This window comes from Albimonas pacifica (assembly GCF_900113695.1).
Classification (GTDB): Bacteria; Pseudomonadota; Alphaproteobacteria; order Rhodobacterales; family Rhodobacteraceae; genus Albimonas; species Albimonas pacifica.
Genome location: NZ_FOQH01000002.1, coordinates 436,531 through 462,942, shown reverse-complemented (window position 1 = coordinate 462,942; position 26,412 = coordinate 436,531). Strand labels below are relative to the sequence as shown.

28 protein-coding genes are annotated in these 26,412 nt (G+C 73.7%); 13 read left to right on the top strand and 15 right to left on the bottom strand.

Annotation, left to right across the window (positions count from 1 at the left end):
- The first annotated feature begins 22 nt into the window (after positions 1 to 22).
- Entirely contained in the window at positions 23 to 832 is an 810-nt protein-coding gene (locus BM064_RS04875; RefSeq protein ID WP_092858425.1) for a DsbA family protein, read from the top strand.
- A gap of 93 nt (positions 833 to 925) precedes the next feature.
- Here the strand turns inward: BM064_RS04875 and BM064_RS04870 are convergent, their stop codons facing one another.
- Positions 926 to 1,966 carry a zinc-dependent alcohol dehydrogenase family protein gene (locus BM064_RS04870; RefSeq protein WP_092858423.1) on the bottom strand — a complete coding sequence of 347 codons (1,041 nt, stop codon included), beginning with the start codon at positions 1,964 to 1,966 and terminating at the stop codon, positions 926 to 928.
- Between the two features lie 221 nt (positions 1,967 to 2,187).
- Between BM064_RS04870 and accB the strand changes: the two genes are divergently transcribed.
- Positions 2,188 to 2,673 carry an acetyl-CoA carboxylase biotin carboxyl carrier protein gene (gene accB, locus BM064_RS04865; RefSeq protein WP_092858421.1) on the top strand — a complete coding sequence of 162 codons (486 nt, stop codon included), beginning with the start codon at positions 2,188 to 2,190 and terminating at the stop codon, positions 2,671 to 2,673.
- Positions 2,674 to 2,732: 59 nt separating this feature from the next.
- Positions 2,733 to 4,079, top strand: a complete 1,347-nt coding sequence (gene accC / locus BM064_RS04860) for an acetyl-CoA carboxylase biotin carboxylase subunit (RefSeq protein ID WP_092858419.1) — start codon at positions 2,733 to 2,735, stop codon at positions 4,077 to 4,079.
- 334 nt (positions 4,080 to 4,413) lie between these two features.
- Here accC and BM064_RS04855 read toward each other — a convergent pair whose 3' ends face one another.
- From BM064_RS04855 to BM064_RS04845, 3 genes are all read right to left on the bottom strand, one after another.
- On the bottom strand, positions 4,414 to 4,902 hold the full coding sequence (locus tag BM064_RS04855; RefSeq protein ID WP_092858417.1) for a DUF6884 domain-containing protein: 489 nt from the start codon (positions 4,900 to 4,902) through the stop codon (positions 4,414 to 4,416).
- Positions 4,903 to 5,122: 220 nt separating this feature from the next.
- On the bottom strand, positions 5,123 to 6,625 hold the full coding sequence (locus tag BM064_RS04850) for a DegQ family serine endoprotease (protein WP_245779057.1): 1,503 nt from the start codon (positions 6,623 to 6,625) through the stop codon (positions 5,123 to 5,125).
- A 271-nt stretch (positions 6,626 to 6,896) separates the two neighbouring features.
- On the bottom strand, positions 6,897 to 8,747 hold the full coding sequence (locus tag BM064_RS04845) for a M14 family metallopeptidase (RefSeq protein WP_092858413.1): 1,851 nt from the start codon (positions 8,745 to 8,747) through the stop codon (positions 6,897 to 6,899).
- Between the two features lie 80 nt (positions 8,748 to 8,827).
- Between BM064_RS04845 and BM064_RS04840 the strand changes: the two genes are divergently transcribed.
- The 4 genes from BM064_RS04840 to BM064_RS04825 all read left to right on the top strand — a co-directional run bounded on the left by BM064_RS04840 (position 8,828) and on the right by BM064_RS04825 (position 12,116).
- Positions 8,828 to 9,952 (top strand): Ppx/GppA phosphatase family protein, encoded by a 1,125-nt coding sequence (locus BM064_RS04840; RefSeq protein WP_092858411.1) that lies wholly within the window; start codon positions 8,828 to 8,830, stop codon positions 9,950 to 9,952.
- An 18-nt stretch (positions 9,953 to 9,970) separates the two neighbouring features.
- A complete protein-coding gene (locus BM064_RS04835; protein WP_092858409.1) occupies positions 9,971 to 10,747 on the top strand; it encodes an RlmE family RNA methyltransferase in 777 nt (258 codons plus the stop codon).
- A 275-nt stretch (positions 10,748 to 11,022) separates the two neighbouring features.
- The gene (locus BM064_RS04830; RefSeq protein WP_092858407.1) at positions 11,023 to 11,604 is read left to right on the top strand and encodes a YqaA family protein; all 582 of its coding nucleotides are present in this window, start codon (positions 11,023 to 11,025) and stop codon (positions 11,602 to 11,604) included.
- Positions 11,601 to 12,116 carry a disulfide bond formation protein B gene (locus BM064_RS04825; RefSeq protein WP_245779056.1) on the top strand — a complete coding sequence of 172 codons (516 nt, stop codon included), beginning with the start codon at positions 11,601 to 11,603 and terminating at the stop codon, positions 12,114 to 12,116. The genes BM064_RS04830 and BM064_RS04825 overlap by 4 nt, the downstream gene beginning before the upstream one ends.
- Before the next feature lie 7 nt (positions 12,117 to 12,123).
- On the opposite strand, the gene BM064_RS04820 is transcribed toward BM064_RS04825, so the two are convergent.
- The 3 genes from BM064_RS04820 to BM064_RS04810 form a co-directional block, all read right to left on the bottom strand.
- Complete coding sequence (locus BM064_RS04820; RefSeq protein WP_092858405.1) at positions 12,124 to 12,711, bottom strand: HNH endonuclease; 588 nt, start codon at positions 12,709 to 12,711, stop codon at positions 12,124 to 12,126.
- A 248-nt stretch (positions 12,712 to 12,959) separates the two neighbouring features.
- Positions 12,960 to 13,616 (bottom strand): alpha/beta hydrolase, encoded by a 657-nt coding sequence (locus tag BM064_RS04815; RefSeq protein WP_092858403.1) that lies wholly within the window; start codon positions 13,614 to 13,616, stop codon positions 12,960 to 12,962.
- A complete protein-coding gene (locus tag BM064_RS04810; RefSeq protein WP_092858809.1) occupies positions 13,616 to 14,248 on the bottom strand; it encodes a DNA-3-methyladenine glycosylase family protein in 633 nt (210 codons plus the stop codon). The genes BM064_RS04815 and BM064_RS04810 overlap by 1 nt, the downstream gene beginning before the upstream one ends.
- 388 nt (positions 14,249 to 14,636) lie before the next feature.
- Here BM064_RS04810 and gluQRS point away from each other — a divergent pair, with 388 nt between their 5' ends.
- Positions 14,637 to 15,494, top strand: a complete 858-nt coding sequence (gene gluQRS / locus BM064_RS04805; RefSeq protein WP_092858401.1) for a tRNA glutamyl-Q(34) synthetase GluQRS — start codon at positions 14,637 to 14,639, stop codon at positions 15,492 to 15,494.
- Here the strand turns inward: gluQRS and BM064_RS04800 are convergent.
- On the bottom strand, positions 15,454 to 16,578 hold the full coding sequence (locus BM064_RS04800) for an AbrB family transcriptional regulator (RefSeq protein ID WP_092858399.1): 1,125 nt from the start codon (positions 16,576 to 16,578) through the stop codon (positions 15,454 to 15,456). The genes gluQRS and BM064_RS04800 overlap by 41 nt on opposite strands.
- The gene (gene hisI / locus BM064_RS04795) at positions 16,575 to 16,982 is read right to left on the bottom strand and encodes a phosphoribosyl-AMP cyclohydrolase (RefSeq protein WP_245779055.1); all 408 of its coding nucleotides are present in this window, start codon (positions 16,980 to 16,982) and stop codon (positions 16,575 to 16,577) included. The genes BM064_RS04800 and hisI overlap by 4 nt, the downstream gene beginning before the upstream one ends.
- A gap of 109 nt (positions 16,983 to 17,091) precedes the next feature.
- Between hisI and BM064_RS04790 the strand changes: the two genes are divergently transcribed.
- The gene (locus tag BM064_RS04790; protein ID WP_092858395.1) at positions 17,092 to 17,562 is read left to right on the top strand and encodes an iron-sulfur cluster assembly scaffold protein; all 471 of its coding nucleotides are present in this window, start codon (positions 17,092 to 17,094) and stop codon (positions 17,560 to 17,562) included.
- A gap of 205 nt (positions 17,563 to 17,767) precedes the next feature.
- Here the strand turns inward: BM064_RS04790 and BM064_RS04785 are convergent, their stop codons facing one another.
- The 3 genes from BM064_RS04785 to recG form a co-directional block, all read right to left on the bottom strand.
- Positions 17,768 to 18,103, bottom strand: a complete 336-nt coding sequence (locus BM064_RS04785; protein WP_092858393.1) for a hypothetical protein — start codon at positions 18,101 to 18,103, stop codon at positions 17,768 to 17,770.
- Between the two features lie 330 nt (positions 18,104 to 18,433).
- Positions 18,434 to 18,577: a hypothetical protein gene (locus tag BM064_RS27355; RefSeq protein WP_177236145.1), complete on the bottom strand. Its 144-nt coding sequence runs from the start codon at positions 18,575 to 18,577 to the stop codon at positions 18,434 to 18,436.
- Between the two features lie 402 nt (positions 18,578 to 18,979).
- A complete protein-coding gene (recG, locus tag BM064_RS04780) occupies positions 18,980 to 21,070 on the bottom strand; it encodes an ATP-dependent DNA helicase RecG (RefSeq protein ID WP_092858391.1) in 2,091 nt (696 codons plus the stop codon).
- 161 nt (positions 21,071 to 21,231) lie between these two features.
- Here recG and BM064_RS04775 point away from each other — a divergent pair, with 161 nt between their 5' ends.
- The gene (locus BM064_RS04775) at positions 21,232 to 22,146 is read left to right on the top strand and encodes a DMT family transporter (RefSeq protein ID WP_092858389.1); all 915 of its coding nucleotides are present in this window, start codon (positions 21,232 to 21,234) and stop codon (positions 22,144 to 22,146) included.
- Complete coding sequence (locus tag BM064_RS04770; protein WP_092858387.1) at positions 22,143 to 22,958, top strand: metallophosphoesterase; 816 nt, start codon at positions 22,143 to 22,145, stop codon at positions 22,956 to 22,958. Before BM064_RS04775 ends, BM064_RS04770 begins: the two co-directional genes overlap by 4 nt.
- A gap of 154 nt (positions 22,959 to 23,112) precedes the next feature.
- On the opposite strand, the gene BM064_RS04765 is transcribed toward BM064_RS04770, so the two are convergent.
- Both BM064_RS04765 and trhA read right to left on the bottom strand, forming a co-directional pair.
- Positions 23,113 to 23,613, bottom strand: a complete 501-nt coding sequence (locus BM064_RS04765) for a CreA family protein (protein WP_092858385.1) — start codon at positions 23,611 to 23,613, stop codon at positions 23,113 to 23,115.
- 93 nt (positions 23,614 to 23,706) lie between these two features.
- Positions 23,707 to 24,477, bottom strand: a complete 771-nt coding sequence (trhA, locus tag BM064_RS04760) for a PAQR family membrane homeostasis protein TrhA (RefSeq protein ID WP_092858383.1) — start codon at positions 24,475 to 24,477, stop codon at positions 23,707 to 23,709.
- A 192-nt stretch (positions 24,478 to 24,669) separates the two neighbouring features.
- Between trhA and BM064_RS04755 the strand changes: the two genes are divergently transcribed.
- Positions 24,670 to 25,563, top strand: coding sequence for an SPFH domain-containing protein (locus BM064_RS04755; RefSeq protein WP_177236144.1), 894 nt, complete (start codon positions 24,670 to 24,672; stop codon positions 25,561 to 25,563).
- A 4-nt stretch (positions 25,564 to 25,567) separates the two neighbouring features.
- Complete coding sequence (locus BM064_RS04750; RefSeq protein WP_092858379.1) at positions 25,568 to 25,894, top strand: hypothetical protein; 327 nt, start codon at positions 25,568 to 25,570, stop codon at positions 25,892 to 25,894.
- A gap of 60 nt (positions 25,895 to 25,954) precedes the next feature.
- Here BM064_RS04750 and BM064_RS04745 read toward each other — a convergent pair whose 3' ends face one another.
- Positions 25,955 to 26,350 carry a phasin family protein gene (locus BM064_RS04745; RefSeq protein WP_092858377.1) on the bottom strand — a complete coding sequence of 132 codons (396 nt, stop codon included), beginning with the start codon at positions 26,348 to 26,350 and terminating at the stop codon, positions 25,955 to 25,957.
- Between the last annotated feature and the right edge of the window lie 62 nt (positions 26,351 to 26,412).

Sequence of the window (26,412 nt, the reverse complement as noted above, 5' to 3'; positions counted from 1 at the left end):
GCCCCGACGGAGAGACCGCACCATGACCACCGCCCTCGCGCCCCTCGCCCGCAAGCCCCTGCTCGCCCTGCCCGGCCTCGCCCTCGCGGCGGCGCTGGTCGGCCTCGCGCCTGCGCCGGCCCCCGCGCAGACCGCGCTGTCGGAGGCGATGCAGCTCGACCCGGAGGGCCGTGCCCTGCTGCGCGCCGAGATCCGGCGCTACCTGCTCGAGCATCCCGAAGTGATCATGGAGGCGGTGAAGGTCCTCGAGGACCGGCGCGAGGCGGCCGAGGCGAACGAGGCGCGCGACATGGTCTCGGAGAACCGCGACGAGATCTTCGACGACGGCTATTCCCACGTCGCCGGCAATCCCGACGGGGACGTCACGGTGGTCGAGTTCATCGACTACAACTGCGGCTACTGCAAGAAGGCCCATGCCGACGTGCGCAAGCTGGTCGAGACCGACGCGGGGCTGCGCTACGTGGTCAAGGAGTTCCCGATCCTGGGGCCGAGCTCGGTGACCGCGGCGAAGGCGGCGCTGGCCGCCCGCGCGCAGCAGGACGGCAAGCTCTACATGGCCTTCAACGACGCGCTGATGGGCCACCGCGGCTCGCTCACCGACGCGCAGGTGTGGTCGATCGCGCAGGAGGTCGGCCTCGACGTCGAAGCGCTGAAGACCCGCGCCGAGTCGCCCGAGATCAAGGCGCAGATCGAGCGGACCTACGAGCTGGCCAAGAAGCTGCAGATCCAGGGCACGCCGACCTTCGTGATCGGCGACGAGCTGGTGCGGGGCTACGCGCCGCTCGACCACATGCGCGACGTGGTCTCGGCCGCCCGCGAGAAGCAGGGCTGAGGGCCGGGGCGGGGACCGGCGCCGCGGCGCTCTCCCCGCCCCTGTCCCCTCGCCCCGCGGAGCGGAGGCGCTCCGGACGCGCCCCGGGCCATCTCAGAACCGGTCGACGACCGTGGCGCCCAGCGACTGGAAGCGGTCCATCGCCATCAGCGCCGCCGGCGCCTCGTCGAGCGAAATCCGCGCCCCCACCAGCCGCGAGGGATCGAGCCGGCCGGAGCGGATCATCTCCAGCATCGCCGGATAGCGGTGCGCCTGCATCCCGTGGGAGCCGAGGATCTCGAGCTCCTTGCCGATCACCCGCGCCATCGGCGCGGCCGGCGTCGCCTGGTCCCCCAGCAGCAGCCCCACCTGCACGTGCCGCCCGCGCGGGCGCAGGTTGAGGATCGAGTTGGCGAAGGTCGTCGGATGGCCCAGCGCGTCGAGCGAGACATGCGCCCCGCCCCGCGTCGCCTCGATCACCGCCGCGGGCACGTCGGCGACGGCGGTCCCGTCCACCGTCGCGGCCGCCCCCAGCGCGCGCGCCAGCGCCAGCTTGGCGGGGTCGATGTCGACCGCGACCACCTGCGCCCCGCAGGCCGCCGCGATCATCACCGCCGAGAGGCCCACGCCCCCGCAGCCGTGGACCGCCACCCACTCGCCCGCCCGGACCCGGCCCTGGTCGACCACCGCGCGGAACGAGGTGGCGAAGCGGCAGCCCAGGCTCGCGGCGGTGGCGAAGTCCATCTCCTGCGGCAGCGCCACGAGGTTGAGGTCCGCCTGGTGGATCGCCACGAACTCGGCGAAGGAGCCCCAGTGCGTGAAACCCGGCTGCTCCTGGGCGAGGCAGACCTGCTGGTGGCCGGCGTGACACTCCGCGCAGGCGCCGCAGCCGGAGATGAAGGGGACCGTGACCCGGTCGCCGACCGCCCACAGGCGCACGTCGCGGCCCACCGCCTCGACCACGCCGGCCAGTTCGTGGCCGGGGACGTGCGGCAGTTCGATGTCCGCGTCATGTCCCATCCAGCCGTGCCAGTCGGAGCGGCAGACCCCGGTCGCCCCGACGCGGATCACGACCCCGTGGGGCGCGGGCGTCGGATCGGGGACGCGCACGACCTTCGGCGGCGCCTGGAACCTCTCGTACAGGACGGCTTTCATCGGCTCTCTCCCGCGGCTTGTGGACCGGGCGCGGCTCTCGCACGGGGCGTGCGGCTTGTCCACGCGACGCGCGCGGCGCCCCGCCGGTCCGGGGCCTTGGGCACGCAGCCCTTGGCAAAGACCCTTTTCAACGTGTAAACGCCGCAGCGACGACACCGGGGGCCCGCGTCGCCTGACCAATGGCGTCGCTCCGTCAGGCCTCGCAACAGCGCGAACCCTGCATGAGCAAGCACCACGAAGCCGACATCGCCTTCATCCGTCAGCTCGCCGAGCTGCTTCGGGAGACCGAGCTGACCGAGATCGAGGTCGATCGCGAATACGGCGAGGACGACCACCTGAGCGTGCGCGTCACCCGCCAGCTTCAGGCCGCCCCCGTCCAGGTCGCCGTTCCCGCCGCCGCGCCCGTCGCGGCCGCGCCTGCGCCCGTCGCGGCCGAGGCCACCGGCGACGCCGCCGACGACCTCGCCCGGCATCCGGGCGCCGTCGCCTCGCCGATGGTCGGCACCGTCTACCTCCAGGCCGAACCCGGCGCGCCGAGCTTCGTGCGCGTGGGCGACCAGGTCTCGGAGGGGCAGACCCTGCTGATCGTCGAGGCGATGAAGACCATGAACCAGATCCCCTCGCCGCGCTCGGGCACGGTGAAGCGGATCCTGGTCGCCGACGGCACGCCGGTCGAGTTCGGCGCCCCCCTGATGATCATCGAGTGACGCCGGACCGGGGGCCTGCCGCGCCCCCGGGTCCCTCGTCCTTTACCGGGAGCGTTTCGATGTTCGACAAGGTCCTGATCGCCAACCGGGGCGAAATCGCCCTGCGCATCCATCGCGCCTGCCGCGAGATGGGCATCAAGACGGTGGCGGTGCATTCCACCGCCGACGCCGACGCCATGCACGTGCGGCTCGCCGACGAGAGCGTGTGCATCGGCCCGCCCGCCGCGGCGCAGAGCTACCTCAACATCCCCGCGATCATCTCGGCCTGCGAGATCACCGGCGCCGAGGCGATCCACCCCGGCTACGGGTTCCTGAGCGAGAACGCCAACTTCGTGCAGATCGTCGAGGACCACGGCCTGACCTTCATCGGCCCGTCCGCGGCGCACATCCGGGTGATGGGCGACAAGATCGCCGCCAAGGACACGATGAAGGCGCTGGGCGTGCCCTGCGTGCCCGGCTCCGACGGCGCCGTGACCTCGGTCGAGGAGGCGCTGAGCGTCGCCAAGGACATCGGCTACCCGGTGCTGGTGAAGGCCAGCGCGGGCGGCGGCGGCCGCGGCATGAAGGTCGCCCGCGACGCCTCGGAACTCCCCAACGCCTGGTCCTCGGCCCGCTCCGAGGCCCGGGCGGCCTTCGGCGACGACGCGGTCTATCTCGAGAAATACCTCGGCAAGCCGCGCCACATCGAGATCCAGGTCTTCGGCGACGGCAGGGGCCGCGCGGTGCATCTGGGCGAGCGGGACTGCTCCCTCCAGCGCCGCCACCAGAAGGTGTTCGAGGAGTGCCCCTCCCCGGTCCTGACCGCCGCCGACCGCAAGCGCATCGGCGAGACCTGCGCCGAGGCGATCGGCCGGATGGGCTACCGCGGCGCCGGCACCATCGAGTTCCTGTGGGAGAACGGCGAGTTCTATTTCATTGAAATGAACACCCGCCTGCAGGTCGAGCATCCGGTGACCGAGGCCGTCTGGCGCGTCGATCTGGTCAAGGAGCAGCTCCGCGTCGCCGCCGGCCACCCGATGACCTTCGACCAGGCGACCCTGAAGCCCGAGGGCCACGCCATCGAGTGCCGCCTGAACGCCGAGCGCCTGCCCGACTTCGCCCCCTGCCCCGGGACGATCACCGCCTTCCACGCCCCCGGCGGGCTGGGGGTGCGGATGGACAGCGCCATCTACCGCGGCTACCGGATCCCGCCCTATTACGACAGCCTGATCGGCAAGCTGATCGTGCACGCCGAGGACCGGCCCACGGCGCTCGCCCGCCTGCGCCGCGCGCTGGCCGAGATGATCGTGGACGGCATCGACACCACCGCGCCGCTGTTCGACGCGCTGGCCGCCGACCCCGAGGTCCAGGCCGGCGCCTACGACATCCACTGGCTGGAAAGCTGGCTGAGCGGCGGGCGGGAATGACCCGGCCCGTCCCTACGGACGCCGCTTGAGAAAGCCGCCCCCCGGGGCGGCTTTCGTGCTTTTCGGCGGGGCGCGTGGCGACCCTGGGCGCGGGAACCCGGCGCCGATGCCCTCGGGCCATCTCCGGATGGCCGCAGGCGGGCGAGGCGCGCCGGCCCGGACGCCCCAAGGCCGCTGAAGCGCGGCGGCGCGTGTGACGGGACCCCGGGCCCGCGACGGCGCGTGGGACGGGACCTCGGGACCTCGGGCCCGCGGCGGCGCGAGGAACCGGACCGCGGCGGACTTGCGGACCGCCCGCGCGGGGGAGGGCGCGGAGCGCCGGCGCCCCGGCCCCTCAGGCCATCCGCGCGAGGCGGCGGGCGGGCGGGGCGCGCATCACCCGGTCGGCGTCGCGGGCCATGTGCAGGACCTGGGCGGCGATGTTGAGCCCGGCGAGCGGGGTCTCGACCTCCGGGTAGCGCACGCGCAGCCAGCGCAGGAGCTCGGGCGGCGGGTCGCGGTCGCACAGCACCACCACGCGCCCGGCCTCGGGCAGCATCCGCTCCATCCGCTCGGTGGTCAGGGTCACCCAGGCGCGCAGGGCGGCGGCCGAGCGGCCGTCGAGGCGATCGGCGTAGGGCTGAACTCGCGCCTCGGGCTCCAGCAGTCCGTGGCGGGCCGAGAGGATGAACCAGGCGTCGCCCGCCCGTTCGGCCCGCGCGCGGGCGGAACGGAACCAGAGCCCGTCGTAGAGGTCGCGCGCGGCTTCCGCCCGGGGCTGCTGGCGCGCGCCTCCGGACACGAGATGCAGGACGTCGACGCGACGCCCCTCCCTGATCGTCATGACGCTTCCTCCGGTCTCGTTATGTTTGCGGACCAGCGTCGACGGATTCCGGTTTACGGAAGATGAAGATCGCCCTCGCCCTCGCGACCGAATCTTTCGATTTCGTTGAATGACGGTCGATGGCGCCAGGCGACGCCGGAGGCGGCGCAGGCCCCCCGAAACGCAAGACGCCGCCCCGGGACGGGGCGGCGGTCGCGGGGCCGCTCGGACCCGGGTCGGATCAGTCGACCGTCACCGCGACGAAGCGCAGGTCGCCGCCCGAGCTGACCAGCAGCAGCACCGACTTGCGCCCCTGGTCGCGCGCGGCCTGCACGCGGGCCTCGACGTCGGCGGGGGTGGCGACGGTCTCCTGCGCCACCTCGACGATCACGTCGCCCGGGCGCAGGCCCTTCTCGGCGGCGTTGGAGGCGCCGTCCACCTGCTCGACCAGCACGCCCTCGAGGTCGTCGGCGAGGCTGTAGTCCTGCCGCGCCTTGGGGGTGATCTCGGTCAGGGTCATGCCCAGCGCCTGCGCGCCCGGCGCCTGGTCCTGGGCGCCGACGTCCGCCGAGGCGTTCATCACCGGCGCGTCCTCCTCGAGCAGGCCGAGCTCGACCTGCACGGTCTCGACCTCGCCCTTGCGCCAGACCTCGACTTCGACGGTCTTGTGGGCGGCGGTCTCGGCGACCATGCGCGGCAGGTCGCGCATCGTCTCGACGGGCTTGCCGTCGAAGTTGAGGATCACGTCGCCGTTCTCGAGCCCGCCGGAGGCGGCCGGCCCGTCCTCGACCACCTGGGCGACCAGCGCGCCGGCGGCCTTGTCGAGCCCGAGGCTCTCGGCGATGTCGGGCGTCACCTCCTGGATCGAGACGCCCAGCCAGCCGCGGCGGGTGGAGCCGAACTCCTGCAGCTGGTCGATGACGTTCTTGACGATGTTCGCGGGCACCGCGAAGCCGATGCCGATCGAGCCGCCCGTGGGCGAGATGATCGCGGTGTTCATGCCCACGACCGCGCCCGACATGTCGAAGAGCGGCCCGCCCGAGTTGCCGCGGTTGATCGCGGCGTCGGTCTGCAGGAAGTCGTCGTAGGGGCCCGCGTTGATGTCGCGGTTGCGCGCCGAGATGATGCCGGCCGAGACCGAGCCGCCCAGGCCGAACGGGTTGCCGATGGCCATCACCCAGTCGCCGACGCGGGTGGCGTCGGAATCCGCGAAGGGCACGTGCGGCAGGTCGCGCTCGGGCGAGACCTTCAGCAGCGCCACGTCGGTCTTGGGGTCGGTGCCCACCAGCTCGGCGGTCAGCGAGGAGCCGTCGGTGAAGTTCACCTTGATCTCGTCGGCGCCGTCGATGACGTGGTTGTTGGTCACCACGTAGCCGTCTGCCGAGATCACGAAGCCCGAGCCCAGCGACTGGCGCGGGCGCATCTGCCGCTCGCCGCCGCCGCGCTCGCCGCCGAAGAGCTCGGGGAACAGCTCGCGGAAGGGCGAGTTCTCGGGCAGCTGCGGGCCGCCCGGCCGCTCGGGCATGGCGACCTTCGAGGTGGTGGCGATGTTGACCACCGCCGGGCTCAGCGTCTCGGCCAGGTCCGCGAAGGTGGCGGGCGCGCCGGCGGGCTGCGGCCCCGCCTGCTGCGCCAGCGCATGCGGCGAGGGGCCCGCCGCGATCAGCGCGGCGGCGAGCGCCGCCGCGAGCGCGAGCGACGACGCCATCGGGCGGCCGCGGACGGTGAGGGATGAGAGTGGCACGTCTGCTTCCTCCAGCTTCCGGATGCCGCGGGCGGTCGCCCTTCCGGGCCGTCCGCCGGACCAGCGGATGGCAATCTAGCGGAGGGAACGTGAACGCCGCGGACTCTGAATGCGATCGGGACGTAGATGTGGTGTATTCGCCACTGCGCAACCGCATCTGCGGCATCGCGCGTCACATCCCCGCGATGGGTCCGGAGCCGCGCGCGCCCCGCGGCCCCCGCGCCCCGGCGGGGCGCCCGACGCGCCCGGGAGATGGGCGGCGCGGCGGCGATCACGCGCCCGGTCGGGGCGCGGCGCGGAAGGCGCGCGCGGCGGCGGTCGCGGCCAGGACCTGGGCGCGGGTCAGCAGGCGGAACAGGGGCCCGTCCACGGTCTCGTCGGGGGTCTCGACGATCAGCGTGACCGGAAAGGGCGCACCGTGCGGCGAGGGGAGCGGTGGCCCCTCGATCACCGGCACGCAGCCGATGCGCTCGGGCGCGGCGGAGGGGGCGTAGCGCGCCAGCGTCGCGAGCTGGCGGGCGTTGAGCGCGGCGATCTCCGGGTCCGCCTCCAGCGCCGCGGCGGCGGCGTGCAGCGCGGCGCGGGCGGGGGCGGCCCAGCCCTCGTCCCGACGCAGGATCAGGAAGCAGCCGCGGGGCAGCGACCAGCTCTCGAACCCGTGGGGCAGGTAGCCGGCGAAGGGGTGCAGCCACTCGTGCGAGGGGTAGCCGTGCAGGCTCAGGTGCAGGTCGGCGCCGACGGCGGCGCGCATCCGCGGGCGAAGGGCGCCCTCGCCCCCCGCCACGAAGGCGAGGTCGGCGCCAAGGGCGGTGTAGCGCGCGGCGTGGTGCATGTGGCGCGGCGCGGTCTCGCGCAGGCGCATGTGCAGGGCGTGGCCGTCGGGGTTCTCCAGCGGGCAGACGGCGACGGGCGCGCCCTCGGCCGCCAGCGCCCGGGCGGCCAGCAGCGCGCCGGGGATGCCGGTGGGCTCGTTGGCGTGCTGGCCGCCGGTGATGACGACGCCCGGCCCACTGCCCGCCCGCACGCGCGCCGCCACCGCCCGCCCGCGGCGGGAGCGCGTCTCGAGCGGCTCGCCCCCGAAGGCCGCCAGCGCCGCGGCGATCTCGCCCGCGGTCATCGGCCGCTCGAGGGTCTCGAGCTCCGGCGCGTCCACGGGCGGCGGCGCGGGGCGGGCGGGATGCGGGCCGGCGGGCGGGGGCGAGACGGTGACACGCAGGCGCACCGGCGCCCCGGCGGGGACCGGCACGACCTGGGGAACCACCTCGCCCGGGGTCAGCGTGCGGTCCCCCTCCGGCAGGCCCGAGGCCGCGCGCAGCAGGTCGAGCGCGCCGAAATAGAGCTCCTCGTGCAGCGCCTCGGCGAGGCTGAGACACTCCGCGCCGACGGGAAGGGGGCGATCCTCCAGCGGCGCCTCGATGCGCAGGACCAGCCGGTCGAAATGCGGGCCGGGGCCGTGCCAGCCGCGCCGCGCGATGGCCTGGGAGAGCGTCTCGAAGGCGGCGAGAAGCGCCTGCTCCACCGGATCCTCCCAGGGGCCGTCGACGACCGGCGCGTCCTCTCCCGCGGGCACGATGCGCAGCCAGCCGCAGGCGGCGAGCACCTGTCCCCCATGGGGGGCGGTGCGCGCGCGCACCGGGATCGTGAGGCGCGATTCCCGCCCCCCCTCCCGCAGCAGGTGGCAGGCGGGCGCCTCGCCGGGCAGGCTCGGGACCGGGTCGGGGCGCAGGGAAAGGCCGGGGAACAGCTCGGCCGCGGGATGCAGCTCGCGCAGGAAGCGCTCGGGATCCACGCCGGGGACGACGGGATAGAGCAGGTCGAGCGTCTCGCCCGCCCCGGGCCCCTCCCCCTCCAGCAGGGCGTGGAGCACGGTCTTCCAGGCGGAGCGGAAGCGCGCCTCCACCCCGCGGGCGGCGAGCCGCGCCTCGGCCGCGCGGCGCAGGGGGGCGGGGGCGAAGCTCCAGCCCTCGACCCAGGCGCCGGGCGCGAGGTCCGCGAAGGGGGCCGCGTCGAGGGGGATCGCCGGGCCGAAGTCCCGCTCGGCCAGGACCCCCGCGCCGCCGCCGGCCGCGGCGCCTTCGGGCGCCCGCGGGATTGCGCCGCTCGGGCTTCTCGTGCACGTCATCCGCCATCCCCTTGTTGCCGGCCGGCTCTTTCGATACCCATTGTAGACAAGCGCGGCGACACGCCGCGGAGGTTTTCGATATGACGACGCCGCAGGGCGCGCAGTCGCAGGCCCAGGCGCCTGCCAAAGCCATTTCCGCCCGGGCCCCGTCGAAGGCGCCGGCCCGTTACGCTGCCCTCGACCTCGGCACCAACAACTGCCGTCTGCTGATCGCCGAGCCGGATCCCTCCGGCTTCCGCGTCATCGACGCCTTCAGCCGCAACGTGCGCCTGGGCGAGGGGGTGGAGACCCATGGCGAGCTGTCGCGCGCCGCGATGTCCCGCACGCTGGACGCCCTGCGCATCTGCGCCTCCAAGATCCGCCGTCACGAGGTGGCGCGCTGCCGGATCGTGGCGACCGAGGCCTGCCGGCGCGCGGCCAACGCGCGGGGCTTCCTGCGCCGGGTCCGCCGCGAGACGGGCCTCGAGATGGAGGTGATCACGCCCGAGCAGGAGGCGCGCCTCGCGCTCGCCGGCTGCGCCCCGCTGCTCGACGAGCAGGCCGAGAGCCTGATGGTCTTCGACATCGGCGGCGGCTCGACCGAGCTGATCTGGCTCGACCTCGCCGGCTGCGCGCCCGCGGAGCGGCAGGACCTGATCCTGGCGCTCGCCCCGGGCCGCGGCGGCCCCGACCGCTCGGAGCTGCGCCGGGCGGCGCGCGAGCGGATCGTGGACTGGATCTCGGCCCCCGTCGGCGTCGCGACCCTTCACGACCGCTATGCGGACGTCGAATCCGACGCCGACCGCTATGCGCTGATGGCCTGCCATTTCGAGGATCACATCGCGGGCTTCCTCCCCTACGAGGACGAGAAGTCGGCCGAGAAGCTGCCCGGCCTGCAGATCATCGGCGCCTCGGGCACGGTGACGACCATCGGCGCCCTGCGTCTGGGGCTGACCAAGTACGACCGCGCCAAGGTCGACGGCATGTGGCTGGAGCGCTCGGCCTCGGCGCGCATCGCCCGCCACCTGATCGACCTCGGCCCCGAGGGGCGCCGCCTGCACCCGGGCGTGGGCCCCGACCGGGCCGAGCTGGTGATCGCCGGCGCCGCGATCCTGCAGACCATCCTGCGGCTATGGCCCGCGCCCCGCATCCGCGTCGCGGACCGTGGCCTTCGCGAGGGGATGCTGTATTCCCTGATGTGGGCCGAGCGGGCCCGGCAGCACTGATTTGGACGGACACGGGTCATGAGCGGCGGCAAGAGCGGCGGCGACGGAGCGGGAACCTCCGGGCGCGGCGCGCGGGAACTGAAGACGCGGGTGAAGACCGCCAAGGGCCGGCGCCTGTCCTCGACCCGCTGGCTGGAGCGGCAGCTCAACGACCCCTACGTTCAGCGGGCGAAGCGCGAGGGCTATCGCGGCCGCGCCGCCTTCAAGCTGCTGGAGATCGAGGAGAAGCACCCGTTCCTCAGGACCGGCGCCTGCATCGTCGACCTGGGCTGCGCGCCCGGCGGCTGGCTGCAGGTGGCGGCGAAGAAGGTCAACGCCGACGGTCACAAGCCCAACCGCCCCCGCGGCCGGATCCTGGGCATCGACCTGCAGGAGGTCGCCCCCCTGCCCGGCTGCGAGCTGCTGCAGATGGACTTCCTCGAGGAAGGCGCGGACGAGGCGGTGAAGGCCGCGCTCGGCGGCGAGGCGGACGCGGTGCTTTCGGACATGGCGGCCTCCTCGTCCGGCCACCGGGCGACGGACCACCTGCGGATCATGGCGCTGTGCGAGGCCGCGGCCTGGTTCGCGACCGAGGTGCTGAAGACCGGCGGCGCGTTCCTGGCCAAGACCCTGCAGGGCGGGTCCGAGGCGGACCTGCTCGCGATGCTCAAGACCAACTTCGCCACGGTGCGCCACATCAAGCCGCCGTCGAGCCGCAAGGATTCGGCCGAGATGTACGTGCTCGCCACCGGCTTCCGCGGCCGCGGCGACGCCCCGGCCGAGGTCGAGGACCCCGAGGCCGGTCCCCTGGGCTGATCGCGCAGGCGCCGCGTCGACCGTCCCGCCTGCGGCGCGCGCTCGCCCGCGGCGCGGCCCGGCCCGGTCGTCCCCCCTCCGACCTCCGCCCCCCGGGCGCCGCCCCTCCGACATCCTCTGCCAAGCGCCTGTCGCCTGGCGAGTTCAGAAGCGCTCCCCGACCGCGGAACCGGAGCGGCGTCCGCCCCTCCCCCCGGCGCCCGCCCCGGCCCCCATCGCCGCACCCCCGTGTGCCGCGTGGACAGCCCCCCATCGGATGGCTAACGCTCCGGACCATGATCAGACCGCTTTACAACTGGGTTCTGCGCCAGGCGGAAACGCCTTACGCGCTGTGGACGCTGGCCTTCGTCAGCTTAATCGAAAGCTCGATGTTCCCGATCCCGCCGGACGTGCTGATGATCCCGATGATCATCGCCGCCCCGAAGCGCGCCTGGCTGATCGCCGGCGTCTGCACGCTCGCCTCGGTTCTGGGCGGCGCGCTGGGCTACTATATCGGCTGGGGGCTGTTCGACAGCGTCGGGCGGCCGGTGCTGGAGTTCTACCACAAGGCCGACGCCTTCGACGCGCTCGCCGGCTCCTACAACGACCAGGGCTTCTGGGCGGTGCTGATCGCGGGCGTCACGCCCTTCCCCTACAAGGTCATCACGATCTTTTCAGGGGTCACGGGTTTGAACTTCGCTCTGTTCATGGCGACCTCGGTGCTCGCCCGGGGCCTGCGGTTCTTCCTCATCGCGGCCCTTCTCTACCGCTTCGGCGAGCCGATCCGCGATTTCATCGACCGGCGGCTGGGGCTGGTGGCGACCGTCTCGGTCGCCCTGCTGATCGGAGGCTTCGCGATCGTGAAGTACGCCCTGTGAGCGCCCCGAGCCGGACCGCCGCCCGACCGGCCGCCCTGCCCGAGACCGTGCAGACCTACCTCGCGGGCCTCGCCGCGGCGGGGTCTGCGGGGCTGCTGGCGGGGGCCTTCGCCTTCCAGCACCTGGGCGGCCTCGCGCCCTGCGAGATGTGCATCTGGCAGCGCTGGCCCCATGCGCTGGCGATCCTGCTGGGCGCCCTGCTGCTGGTCCCCGCGCTGCGCGGCCTGCGCGCGATCCGCGCGCTGGGGGCGCTGGCGATGCTGGCGGGGACGGGCGTCGCGCTGCTCCACACCGGGGTCGAGCGCGGCTGGTGGGAAGGCCCGACGGAGTGCGCCTCCTCGATGGGCGCGGGGCTCTCGACCGACGACCTGCTGGCGGCGATCCAGAACGCTCCCCTGGTCCGCTGCGACGAAGTCGCGTGGAGCCTGGCGGGCCTGTCCATGGCCTCGTGGAACGGGATCTTCTCGCTGATCCTCGCGGGCCTGTGGATCGCCTCGCTGAAGCGGGCCTGAGGCGCCCTCAGGGCTCCAGTTCCGCGTCCCAGTAGAGGTAATCGAGCCAGGTGTCGTGGAGATGGTTGGGCGGGAACTTCCGCCCGACGTTCTGCAGCTGCGCCGCGGTGGGCCGCCCGGCCGGCTTGGCGAGCCGCATCCCCGCCTGGCGCAGCGACCGCGAGCCCTTGCGCAGGTTGCACGGCCCGCAGGCGGCGACGACGTTCTCCCAGGTCGTGCGCCCGCCGGCCGCTCGCGGGATCACGTGGTCGAAGGTCAGGTCCCCCTTCGCCCCGCAGTACTGGCAGCGGAACTCGTCGCGCAGGAACAGGTTGAAGCGGGTGAAGGCCGCGAGCCGCGCCGGCTTCACGTATTCGCGCAGCACCACGACCGAGGGCAGCTTGATCTCGAGGCTGGGCGAGCGCGCCACCTCCTCGTATTCCGCCACGATGGTCACGCGGTCGAGGAAGGCGGCCTTCACCGCCTCCTGCCAGGGCCACAGCGACAGGGGGAAGTAGCTCAGCGGCCGGTAGTCGGCGTTGAGCACCAGCGCGGGATGCTCCTTCAGCCGCGCCGGACTTCGCACGAACTGGGTGGTGTAGGGGTCGTTGCGCACCCAAGAGGTCTCCCGTCCCGACGTTCCAGTTCCGCCGAGACGGGACGCGTCCCGTCCCGGTAGGTAAGAGAACTATATCTGGCGGATGACGCCGCGCAACTCTCCAGATGCTGCGAGCCCATCCGCCGCACCGAAGGTCTATCAGCGCTTTGCGACGACTTGACGACGCCCGCGCCCGGCCCCGGTGGGGAGAGGGATCGGCCAGCGGAAACAAGGGCTTGAGACCCCGGCCCGCCGGCCCGGGCGGGTCAGCCCAGATGCGTCTTGAGCATCTGCAGCGCCGCCCCCAGCCCCTCGGGCGAGATCGAATGCTGCACGTTCCGGCACGGCAGGACGCGCACCTCGATTCCGGCCTCGGCGAGTCCCCGGGCCGCGAGCTCCAGGTTCTCGAAGGGCACCACCGGGTCGGCGTCGCCATGGATCAGAAGCACCGGGGGCTTCGTCGCGATCTCCTCCGGCAGCCGCTCCGGCGCCAGCAGCATCCCCGAGAAGCCGACGACGCAGGCGAGCTGCTCCTTGCGCCGCGGCGCGACCTGCAGGGACATCATCGTCCCCTGGCTGAAGCCGATCAGCGCCAGCTTGTCCGCCGGCAGCCCCGTCTCCTTCAGGATCCCGTCGAGATAGTCGTTCACCAGCCCGATCGAGACCGCCATCGAGGCCGCGCGCTGCGCCTCGGTCGAGCCGTCCATGCGCGGGATCGGGAACCACTGGTAGCCCATGGGGTTCATCACGCTGCGCTCGGGCGCGTTGGGGGCGTAGAAGGCGGTGTCGGGCAGGTGATCGGCCAGCACGTCGCCCAGCCCCAGCAGGTCCGGGCCGTCCGCGCCGTAGCCGTGCAGGAACACCACCGCCGATTTCGCCTCGCCCGACTTCGCCGGCAGCGAGGGCCCCGTGAGAGCCGCCATCAGATCATCCCTTCCCGGTTCTTCATGGCCCTGTAGTAGGCCCAAAGCAGCCGCGCCGCCACCCCGCGCCAGGGCGACCAGGCGCGCGCCATGGCGGCGAAGTCCTTCTCCGCCGGCCGGGCCTCGAGGCCGAACAGCAGCCGCGCGGCCTCCTGCAGGGCGAGGTCGCCGGGCGCGAACACGTCCGCCCGCCCCAGCGAGGTCAGCAGGTAGACCTCCGCCGTCCAGCGCCCGATACCCGGCAGCGCGTCGAGCGCCGCGATCGCCGCCTCGTCCGGCATCGTGCGCAGCGCCTCGAAGTCGAAGCCCGACTCGGCCAGCGCCCGCGCATAGCGCACCTTGGGCCGCGACAGCCCCAGCGCCCTGAGCGCGTCGTCGTCGAGCCCGCGCACCGCCTCCGGCGTCACCGCGCCGGCGGCCTGCACCCGCGCCCATATCCCGGCAGCCGAGGCCACCGAGACCTGCTGGGAGACGATGGCCGAGAGCAACGCCTCGAACCCGTCCGCCCGCCGGCGCAGGGGCGGCGGCCCGCAGAGCTCCAGCGCCTGCGCGAACCGCGGCTCGCGCGCCGCCAGCCACGCCGCGCCCTCGGCGACGCAGGCCCCCGTCTCGATGATCCGCCCCACGCTCATGGCGCCGACGAAACCCGGCCCCCCGGCCCCGGTCAACCCGCAACCTGCGCCCCGGGCGCGCGGAACGGTCGCCTCGCGGAGCGCCTGTTCCCCGGAGCCGTCCGTCGCGGATGCCGGACAGAGCGACTCGTCCGCCCCGGTCAGGGATCGCGCAGCGACCCGGCGAAGCCGGGCTTGTCCTTGACCGGGGCGGGCGAGTCGCTCAGGCATCGCAAGCGACGGACGGCTGCGGGGAACAGGCGCGGCCCTGTTCCCGGGTGAGTCAGGAGCCCGCCGGAGGCTCCCGCCCCCCGCCCCGGCGCGTCCCCCCGTCCCACGCCCAAGCCCGCCCGCAGGGCGCCTCCGTCCCCGCTTGACGCCCCCTCGCCCTCCGGCTTCCCTCGCGCCCATGCATACCGAGCGTTTCGCCCCCTCCCCCAACGGCCGCCTTCACCTGGGCCACGCCTTCTCCGCGATGCTGGCCCACGACGCCGCCCGCGCCGCCGGCGGCCGCTTCCTGCTGCGCCTCGAGGACATCGACCGCTCCCGCGCCCGCCCCGAGTTCGAGCGCGCCATCGAGGAGGACCTCGCCTGGCTCGGCCTGCAATGGGAGACGCCCGTCCTGCGCCAGTCCGCCCGCGGCGCGGCCTATGCCGCCGCGCTGGAAACCCTGCGCGCCCGCGGCCTGCTCTACCCCTGCGCCTGCACCCGCAAGGACATCCTGGCGGCGCTGGACGCCCCGCAGGAAGGCGGCCCCGACGGCCCCGTCTACCCCGGAACCTGCCGGCATTCGCCCCCCGATCCGGCCCTGCCCCACGCCCTGCGCCTCGACATGGCCGCCGCCGTCGAGGCCCTGGGCGGCGCCCGCGCCCTCGCCGACCTGACCTTCGAGGAGCTCGACCGCGGCCCGCAGGGCGAGACCGGCACGCAGCCGCTCTGCGCCGACTGGCTGATCGGGGCCTGCGGCGACGTCGTGCTCGCCCGCAAGGACGGCGCCGCGGCCTATCACCTTGCGGTGGTGGTGGACGACGCCTTCCAGGAGGCGACCCACGTGACCCGCGGCCGCGACCTGTTCCCGGCGACGCCGATCCACCGCCTGCTGCAGGCGCTGCTGGGCCTGCCCACGCCCCTCTACCGTCACCACCGGCTGATCCGGGACGCGGCCGGCCGGCGGCTCGCCAAGCGCGACCGCGACGCCGGCCTTCACGAGCTGCGCGAGGCCGGCGTCACTCCCTCGGAAATCCGCGCGCGCGTCGGTCTTCCCTGATCAGCCGCCGGATCAGCCCCGAGAGCAGCGGCAGCGAGAACAGCACCGCGAAGATCCGGGTCAGGTGGTGGGTGGCGACGAAGGCCGGGTCCGCGTCGATCGAGATCGCGATCAGCGACATCTCGGCCACGCCGCCCGGCGCGAAGGCCAGCAGCGCCGCGAAGAGGTCGATCCCCAGCGCCCAGGTCGCGAAGCCCGCGAAGCCGACGGAGACCACCATCAGCAGCACCGTGCCTGCCAGCGTCCACAGCGCCGTCTCGGCGAAGAAGCGCAGCGGCACGCCCCGGAACCGCGTGCCGATGGAGGAGCCGGTCACCACCAGCGCCGCCTCCACCAGCCACCCCGGCAGCCCCCCGTCGATCACGCCCGGAAAGCGCAGCGCGGCCGAGGCGATCAGCGGCCCCATCAGGTAGGGCACCGGAAGATTCATCCGCCGGAACAGCCAGATCAGCGGCAGCGCCAGCCCGATCAGCAGCGCGAGATCGAGCCCCGCGACCAGCCCCGCGGGGTTCTCCGGCGCATGTTCGGGCTGGGCCAGCCCCAGCCAGCCGAAGGCCACCACGGGCGCCGCCACCACCACCAGCGCCACCCGCAGCGAGTGGTAGAGGGCGACCCGCCGCTCGTCCGACCCCGCCTCGCCCGCGAACATCGCGATGGCGGTCAGCCCGCCGGGCATCGAGATCAGCAGCGAGGTCGCCCGGTCCATCCGCGACAGCGCGCGGAACATGACGTAGCAGACCGCCGCGCCGACAGGCACGTAGGCCACCGCCATCGCCAGCGTCGCGGGCCAGCGCGACAGGCTCTCGGCGTCGGCGGCCGAGAAGCTCTCGCCCAGGAACAGCCCGACGACCGAGAGGAAGATCATCCTGAGCCAGATCGGCACGTCCGCCGGGGCGCCCGCGACGGTCGCGAACATGTTGAAGAACAGGGCCCCCAGCATCCAGGCGAGCGGCACGCCCAGCAGGTGGAAGATGAAGCCGCCCGTGGCCCCGATGGCGAGGCCCAGGACCAGCCGCTTCAGGTTCGGCCCGCTCAGCCGTTCCGCCCAGACGGCGCGGCCGGCGGCGTCCCAGGGGGCGCTCAAGCCTGTTCGGGGGCGAGGATCTCGACCTCCGCGCCCTCCCGCACGGCGGTGTAGAAGCACGAGCGGCGGTTGGTGTGGCAGGCGGGGCCGGTCTGCTCGACCAGCGCCAGCAGCACGTCGCGGTCGCAGTCGACGCGCAGCTCCACCAGCCGCTGACGGTGGCCCGAGGTCTCGCCCTTGCGCCACAGCTGGTTGCGCGAGCGGGACCAGTAGGTGACCTGGCCCGTCGCCAGCGTCTCGTCGAGCGCCGCCCGGTTCATCCAGGCGACCATCAGCACCGTCCCGTCGCCGGCGTCCTGGGCGATGGCGGGGATCAGGCCCTTGTCGTCCCAGCGCAGGGTCGCGGCATCGAAGCCGGGCGCGGGGGCTGCGGGGTCGACGGGCGGCGGCAGGGGGACGGACAACGCGAAGGTCTCCTTATCGTGCGGGCCCGCGTCTTTTACACTCCGACCGGGGCCGCTATCTAGGGTCTCAGGCGCCGCCCCTCCTGCGCGCGCCCCGGAAAGGACCGCCATGACCGACGCGAGTGCAGAGCAGGACCTGATCGGCCTCTATTCCAGGCGCATCCTGGCGCTGGCCTCCGACATCCCCCACGCGGGCCGGCTGGAGAGCCCGCAGGCGAGCGCCCGCCGCCGCTCGCCGGTCTGCGGCTCGACGGTGACGGTCGATCTGGACGTGGCGGAAGGGAAGATCGCCCGCTTCGCCCAGGACGTGAAGGCCTGCGCCCTGGGCCAGGCCTCGGCCGCGGTGCTGGGCGCCCAGGCGATCGGCCGCACCCGGGACGAGATCGCGACGGCCCATGCCCAGCTCCGCGCCATGCTCAAGTCGGGCGGCGAGGTTCCCGACGCCCCCTTCGACGGCTACGAGGCCCTGCTGCCCGCCCGCGACTACAAGCACCGTCACGCCTCCATCCTCCTCGCTCTCGAGGCGACGCTCGAGGCGATGGACCAGGCCGCGGGAGAGACCGGCGCCGCCCAGGGCTGATCTCTCCGGTTCCGCCGGCCCATGCCGGTCCGCCGATCCTCGCCGGTCGGCCGGTCCGCGCCGCTCCGTCGAACGGCGGCGGCCATAGGGACCGGCGTGCATCTCACGTCTGCGCTTCCGCAGGCCCTCCTCTTTATCCGAGCGACGACCGCCGGTCCCCGCCCTCGCGCGATTGGCGCGGACGGCGGCGCGCGCGCGCTCCGCGCTATCTCCCGGCGACCGGACCGGCCGATTCCGACCTCTTCGGCGACGCTCGCCTGCCTCTGCGCCCGCGACCGTCTCCACCCGGGCCGGCGACCTCGACGCGGCATCGCGCCCGGGCGACGACCAGCGCCCCGGGCGGCGCGAAGATCGGCGAGACGCCGACCAGCTCGCGACGCGCGCCGAGCGCACCGCGCAGCTCGCGGCGCAGGAAGGGCTTGCCGTCCCCGCTCTGCGCCGCGAACCCGTCCGACCGCATCGGCCGCCGGCGACCTGTCGCCCTGAGCCCGACGAGCGCGGCCGGATGCTCGGCCGACGCCGCCGCGAACCGCCTGTCCATGCCCTGGCCTCCATCCCGTCCAGGCCCGGACCCAGCGGCCCTTCCCGCGGTCGATCGAGCGGCGCGACCGCGCAGGCCGCCTGCCGGCCCCGCCCCGTCCGCCCGAGGCTTCGTCCCGGGATCCCCATCCCGAAACAAAGCAGGAACACCCTGCCCTGCGAAGGGTTAACAAAAAGAAAAGGCCGCCGCGAGACGCTCGCGGCGGCAGGTGTGCGGCTTTGCGAAGATCGGCCTCCGGCGACAGGCAGGCAGAGCCGGAGGGGCCGGACGAGGGAACCGGCAGGGACCGTTTCGGGGGACCTTCGCGCGCGGCCGCAGGCGAAGGGAGACTCAGGTCAGCGAGGTCATCGCGAAGACGGCGGCCACCATCAGGCTCAACACGGCCAGGCCCAGCGCGTCCTCCACGGCGGTGTCCGAGGTCTCCCGACCGGCGCGATGGGCGGCGGAGGCGGCGAGGCGAGCGAGGGTCTTCATGGCGTGGCTCCGATCCCGAGGCGTTGCAGATCCGTTCCGTGTTGCCTGAACGTTCCCTTGATTCCCGAGTCGGGTCAAGAACGATAACGGAACATTAAGAGATCATCCCCACCATCATGGACATGTTTTGTCATCCACATGCCGATTCGCTCCCGCACCGGCGCCCCCCTCCGGCCATCGCGCGGCTCGACGCACGGGGCGCGACGGCCGCTGGGCGCCGCCGACACGGCGGGTCCGAAGTGTCGGAGCGCAAACGGAAAACGAGAGGGAGAGACGTTCGCGACGGACGGGTCCGGGCCCTGCCGGCGGGCGGCCGGGCGACCGCTCCGGACCGAAACAGGGCGTCGCCTGCGCAGCCCCCGCACGGCGGCCCCGCCGTGGCGCCGCGGCCACGTGCGGCGCTCAACCGACCTTCAGCAGCCGCAGCGCCTCGTCGGCCTCCATCAGCCACAGGAGGGTGCGCATCGCCCGGCCCCGCTCGCCTTCCAGCGTCGGGTCGGTGGTCAGCAGCAGGCGGGCGTCGTCCTGGGCGACCGCCATCAGATCGGCGTGCATCTCGAGATCGGCCACCCGGAAATCCGGCAGCCCGGACTGGCGCGTGCCCAGCACGTCCCCCGCCCCGCGCAGACGAAGGTCCTCCTCGGCGATCCGGAACCCGTCCTCCGTCTCGCGCAGGATCTTCAGGCGCGCCTGCGCGGTCTCGCCCAGCGGCGGATCGTACATCAGCAGGCAGGAGGAGGCCGCCTCGCCCCGCCCCACGCGCCCCCGCAGCTGGTGGAGCTGCGCCAGACCGAAGCGGTCCGCATGCTCGATCACCATGATCGAGGCGTCGGGCACGTTCACCCCGACCTCGATCACCGTGGTCGCCACCAGCACGCGCGCCTCCCCGCCGGTGAAGGCGGCCATGGCGGCGTCCTTCTCGGAGGGAGGCATCTGTCCGTGAACCAGGGTCACGCGGTCGCCGAACACGGCCTGAAGCTCGCGATGGCGGGCCTCGGCGGCGGTGAGGTCGCTCTCGAAGCTCTCCTCCACCATCGGGCAGACCCAGTAGGCCTGGCGGCCGGCCTCGACCGCCCGGCGAAGATGCGCCACCACCTCCTCCAGCCGGCCGGAGGAGACCAGCACCGTCTCCACCGGCTTCCGGCCGGGGGGCTTTTCGTCGAGGATCGAGACGTCCATGTCCCCGTAGCTCGCCAGCGCCAGCGAGCGCGGGATCGGGGTGGCGGTCATCACCAGCACGTCGGGACGCCGGCCCTTCTGGCTGATCTCCATGCGCTGGCGCACGCCGAAGCGGTGCTGCTCGTCGATCACCGCGAGGCGCAGGTCCGCGAAGTCCACGTCGGCCGAGAACAGCGCGTGCGTGCCCATCACCACCCCCGCCTCGCCCGAGGCGATGGCGGCGAGCTTCTCGCGCCGGCCCGGGCCCTTGTCGCGGCCGGTCAGCAGCACCGGAACCACGCCGGCCGCCGCGAAGAGGGGCCCGAGCCCCTCCATGTGCTGGCGAGCGAGGATCTCGGTCGGGGCCATCAGCGCGGCCTGGCCGCCGGCCTCGACCGCGCTCAGCAGCGCCGCCAGCGCCACCAGCGTCTTGCCCGAGCCGACGTCGCCCTGCAGCAGGCGGTTCATGCGCTCCTCGGCCGCCATGTCGGCGGCGATCTCCCTGATCGCGCGTCTCTGCGCCCCCGTCGGCTCGAAGGGCAGCGCGGCGAGCGCGCGGGCCACCAGCCGCCCGGTCCCCACGGTCGGGCGGCCCTTGCCCTTGCGCTGCGTCTCGCGCGCCAGCGCCAGCGCCATCTGGTGGGCCAGCAGCTCGTCGTAGGCGATGCGCTCGCGCGCGGGGCTGCGCGGGCGCAGGGCGTCGTCGGAGACGGGGCGGTGCAGCGCCTCCATCGCATTCCGCCAGCCGGGCCAGAGCTTTGCGGAGACCAGGCCCGGCTCGATCCACTCCGGCAGGTCGGGGGCCCGCGACAGCGCCGACAGCGCGGCGGCGGAGATCGTGCGCTGGCCCAGGCCCTCGGTGGTGGGGTAGATCGGCTCGAACTCCGGCAGCTCGCCGGCCTCGGCCTCGGTCAGCACGTGGTCGGGCTGCACCATCTGGCGCATGTGGTTCCAGGTCTCGACCTTGCCCGAGACGATGCGCGTCTCGCCCAGCGGCAGCATCGCCTCGACCCGCGCGGGGGGCAGGCGGAAGAAGACCAGGGTGAAGCCCTGCGCGGCGTCCTCGACCACCACCCGGTGGGGGGCGGCGCGGGTGCGGCCGCGGCGGTGCTCGGCGACCGTGACCTTCACCGTCGCCACCTCCCCGTCGGGCACGCCGTTCAGGTCGGGGCGCATCCGGCGGTCCACCAGCCGCGAGGGCGGGTGCATCAGCAGGTCCCGCGGGCGGGTCACGTGCAGCTTCTCGAACAGCTTCGCCGTCTTCTCCCCGACCTTGTCGAGGGTGGTCAGCTCGGCGAAGAGCGGAAACAGAATCTCGGGGCGCCCGCGGGTCATGGCCGCAACATGGCGCGCCGCGGCGCCCGAGGAAAGCCGCGCGCGCCCCCGGGGGCGCCATGACCTCGCGGCCCCGTCCGCGCCGTGCAAGCCGCTTGACCGCGCGCGCCCCGCCAAGGAGATAAGGGAGGCTGAAAACTCCCCCAGCCTCCGGAGCCTCCATGGCGCTCGCCCTCGCCCCTGCCGACCGACTCGCCCGCAATCTGCAGGGGGCGGGGTGGATGGCGCTGGCCATGTTCGGCGTCGCCTGCAACGACGCGCTGATGAAGCTGGTGCTTCCCGACATCGGCATGTTCCAGGCGATCCTGCTGCGCTCGGCGCTGGCGGCGGCGGCGGTGGCGGCGGTGCTGGCCCGGCGCGGCGTGCTGCGCCCGCCACCCCGGCAGGACCTGCCGTGGCTCGCCCTGCGCTCGGCGGCCGAGATCGGGGCCACGATCCTCTACCTCGAGGCGGTGATGCGCCTGCGCCTGGCCGAGGTCTCGGCGATCAACCAGGTGCTGCCGCTGCTGCTGACGCTCGCGGGCGTGCTGCTGGGGGAGCGGGTGGGCTGGCGGCGCTGGCTCGCGATCCTCGCGGGCTTCGCGGGCGTGATGCTGATCGTGCGCCCGGGGGGCGAGGCCTTCGACCCCGACGCGCTCTACGCCGTGGGGGGCATGCTGTGCTTCGGCGTGCGCGAGGTGGTGACCCGGCGCACCGATCCCGCCACGCCGCACCTGCTGATCACCTTCATCACCCTGATGACGGTGGGCACGACGGGGGCGGTCGGCTCGCTGGTCTCGCCCTGGGCGCCGATGGAGCTGTGGCACGTCACCGCCATCGTCGCCTCCTCGGTGGCGATCTTCGTGTGTTATCACGCCGGCGTGGTGGCGATGCGCACGGGGGAGATCGGCTTCACCGCGCCGTTCCGCTACACCGTCATCCTGTGGGCGCTGATCCTGGGATTCGCCGTCTTCGGCGAGATCCCCGACGCCCGGACCATGATCGGCGCCGCGATGATCGTGGCCGCCGGCCTCTACGCCTTCTGGCGGGAGCGTCGGACCGGCGCGGCGTCGGCGCGCAAGGGGAGCGCGCGATGAGGATCGCCCAGATCACCGACAGCCATATCACCGCCGCCGGGACCCTGTGGAAGGACCGGGTGGACATGGCCGCGGGCCTCGCCCGGGCCGTCGCGCGCCTCAACGAGATCGGGCCGGACCTGGTGGTGCACACCGGCGACATCGTCGACGGCGGCGGCGAGGCGCAATACGCGCTCGCGGCCGAGATCCTGTCGGACCTGAAGGCTCCGCTGCGCCTGCTGCCCGGCAACCACGACCTGCGCGAGCGGATGCGGGCGGCCTTCGGCGCCCGCGTCGACCTGCCCGCCGGCCCGTTCCTGCATTTCGCGCAGGAGGCGGACGGCCTGCTGATCCTCGGCCTCGACACGATCGAGGAGGGCGAGACCGCCGGCCGTCTCTGCGCCGAGCGCGCGGCCTGGGCGCGCGAGCGCCTGGCCCGCGGCCGCCCGGCGCTGGTCTTCGCCCATCACCCGCCCTGCCCGATGGGCCTGCCGTTCATGGACCGCTTCGTGTTCCGGGGCGCGGACCTGGCGGCGGAGACCTTCCAGGGCCGCGGCGTCCTGCGCGTCGCCACCGGCCATGTGCACGCGGCGGCCGAGCGGCACTGGGCGGGGACGCTGGTCGCGGCCTGCCCCGCCACCGGCGTGCAGATCCCCCCCGTGCAGGACGGCGCCTGGCCCGGCTTCGCGCTCGAGGCGCCGGCGATCCGCCTGCACGACTGGTCCCCCGCGCTCGGCCTGACCGTGAAGACCGTCCCGGTCGAGCCCGGGCCCTTCCACCCGTTCGAGGCGGACCCGTCCGCCGATTTCTCCGGCACGCCCCACGCGGGCTGACCCGTCCTTGGGGCGCGCCCGGGCCTCGGGCGCGACGCAGCCAAGCCCGCCCGCAGGGCGCCTGTAGACCGCTTCGCCAGGCGGCCTGCAGGCGCCCTGCGGGCGGGCCTGGCGGGGACGTCTCCCACGGCAGGGGTCGCGAGACCCTCGGGCGTCAGTCGTCGTAGACGGGAGGCTCGGGCGCGGGCTGGTCGCCCCAGGGGCCCACGGCGACGGCGGAGATCGCGTTCTTGGGCGAGCCGTCGATCATCTTGTCCGAATAGGTCAGATAGACCAGCGTCGCGCGCTCGGGATCCCAGAAGCGCACCACCTGGATCGACTTGAAGACGATCGAGGTCCGCCGCTGGAACACCTCCTCGCCGGCGTCGAGCTCGTCGAGGAAGCGGATCGGCCCCACCTGGCGGCAGGCGATCGAGGCGTCGGAGGTGTCCTCCGCCAGCCCCAGGCTGCCCGAGATGCCCCCGGTCTTCGCCCGGCTGAGGAAGCACGAGACGCCCTCGACCTTGGGATCGTCGAACGCCTCGACCACGATCTTGTGGTTGGCGCCCACCAGCTTGAAGGCGGTGTCGACCTCGCCGATCTGCTCGGCGGCGGCCGGCGCGGCCGCCAGCAGGCAGGCGAGCGTCGCGCCCAGGGCGGAACGGGTGCGGGACATGGGGTCTCCGTGCGGTCTGCGGTCACGCGCCGGGAGCCGGCGCGTCCTTCCAGATCGTGCGCGCGGCGCGGGGGTCAAGGGCGCGGCGGCGCCTCAGACCGGGCCCGCGACGGCGCGGATCCCCATCTCGGACACCACCGCGGCGTAGAAGACGAAGGTCGCGACCAGCACGAAGCCGTGCCAGATGGCGTTGTGGTAGCGCAGCCGCTCGGCCAGCAGGAACACCACGCCGAAGGTGTAGAGCAGCCCCCCCACGATCACCAGGATCACGGTGGCGAGGCCCAGCGCGTCCTCCCCCGCACCGGGCCAGAACAGGGCCATGCCGGCCCAGCCCAGCGCCAGGTAGAAGGGCACCGCCAGCCGGCGGAAGCCGCGCGGCCAGAAGATCCGCAGCGCCGCCCCGCCCAGCGCCGCGACCCAGACCGAGCCCAGCAGCCAGGCCGCCCCCGCCCCCCCGATCAGCACCGCGAAGGGGGTCTGGGTGGCGGCGATCTTGAGGTAGATGGCGGCGTGGTCCAGCCGGCGCAGCAGTTCGCGCCAGGCCGGCCTGACCGGCGGCAGCAGGTGATAGGCGGCCGAGCAGCCCAGCATCAGCATCAGCCCCGCCGCATAGACCGAGACGCCCGCGATCACCGGCCCGGTCCCGTCCAGCAGCGCGGCGATCACGATCATCACCGGCGCGGCCATCAGCGCCAGCGCCACCCCCACGCAGTGGACGGCGGCGTCGGCGACCTGCTCGGCGCGGGTGTAGGCGGGCGACGCCGGGGCGCGCGGCTCCACCGGCGCGGCCGCGGCGAGCGCGGTCGCGCCGGGGACCTCCGCGGCCCCCGCGACGGGGCGCGCAGGCCCCGCCGGTCGATGCATGCTCGGCCCGGTCATGCCCCGAGTGTGGGGTGCGCGGCGCGGAATCGCAACGCCGCGATCCGCCGGAGTCCGCGGATCGCCACGCCCCAGACGCCACGTCGCCCGGCGCCGCCCCCGGCCCCTCGCGCGTTGCACGCGCCTCGCGGCGGGTCCATATGGACGGACGCAACCACGAGGGGAGGCCGCGCGCCGATGGACGATCCGATGAACTTCCTCACGATGTTCGACGCCAGCTCGGTGGTGCTGGTGGTGGTGATCCTGTTCTTCGCGGTCACCCTGATCCTGGGGGTGCGCATCGTGCCCCAGTCCGAACAGTACGTGGTCACGCGCCTGGGCAAGTATCACCGCACGCTGTCGGCGGGCGTGAACCTGGTGGTGCCCTACCTCGACCAGGTCCACTCCAGGATCTCGATCGCCGACCAGGTGATCACCGACGTCCGTCTGGACGTGGTCAGCCGCGACAACGTGGTGTTCTCGATCGAGCTGCTCTGCGTCTACCGGATCGTGAAGTCCGAATACGCCGTGTTCCGCGTCTCCAACGTCAACGAGCTGGTGATCGGCCTGATCAAGTCTCTGGTGCGCGCCGAGATCGGCAAGGTCGAGCTCGACGCCGTCCAGCAGGAGCGCGAGAGCCTCAACGTCGAGATCCGCCAGGCGCTGGAGGCCGCGGCCGACGACTACGGCATCAACATCTCCCGCGCCGAGATCACCGACGTCGAGCTCAAGCCCGAGACCCAGCGCGCCATGGCCGAGGTGCTGGAGGCCGAGCGGATGCGCCGCGCCGCGATCCTGCGCGCCGAGGGCGAGAAGCGCGCGGTCGAGCTCGCCGCCGACGCCGCCCTCTACAAGCAGCAGAAGGAGGCCGAGGCGCTGATGGTCACCGCCAACGCCACCGCCGAGTCGAACCGCCTGATCCGCGACGGCATGGCCGAGGGCGGCGAGGCCGCGGCCCGCTTCCAGATCGCCGAGCGCCAGATCGAGGCGTTCCAGCGGCTCGCCGCCTCCTCGAACTCCAAGATCATCGTGCTTCCGGGCGACGCCACCGACGGCTTCACCCGCGCGGCCACCATCCTGGCGAAGGACTGAGGCGATGCTGGCGGCCTGGTTGAGCGACCCGTGGATCTGGCTGGGCCTGGGCCTGGCGCTGCTGCTGGCCGAGCTCGTCGTCTCCGGCTACGTGCTGCTCAGCTTCTCCTTCGGCGCCTTCGCCATGGCGCTGGCCCTGCTGGTGTGGCGCATCGGCCTGGGTCTGGTGCTGCCCGACCCCGCGGGGACCGGCGGGCTGCTGGCGCTGCTGGTGGCGTGGATGCTGTTCTCGGGCCTCTCGCTGGCGCTGATCTGGCGCTTCTGGCGCGGCCGCTCCCGCGGGCCCAAGGGCGAGGACGACGACGTGAACGAGTTCCGCAACCGCCTGTGACGCGCCCGGGCCCCGGGATCGCCCCGGGGCCCGCGCGCCGGCCCTCGCCTCCGGCCGCGCTCAGTCGGCCTCGGCCAGGGCCGCGGCCTCGCGCTTGAGGTCCTCGGCCCCCTCGCGCGCCTGGGTCATGGTCTCGGAGGCGACCACCTCCGCCTCCTCGGCGTACTGGCGCCCGGCGCGGTCCCAGAACTTCAGGCTGGTCTCCCAGACCTCGGGCGCGCTGCGGCAGGCGGCCAGCGCGCGCATCGTGGCCAGGTCGTCCTCCAGCCGGCCGGCGACGAAGCCCAGCCACTGCTGCTGCATCCGCTGCAGGCCCTCGAAGGCGTGGGCGTTGGTCTCGGCCGCCAGCGACAGGAACCGCTGGCTTGCGCGCATCGCGTGGGCGGGGTCCAGCAGCGCGAAGGGCGTGGCGGAGAGGTCCGGCGTCGGGACGCCGGCGGTCGGGGAACGGGTCATGGCGACTCCTCCTGGAACGGGCCGCGACTCGGGCTCGCGGGCTTTGCGCCAGTCTGCACCCG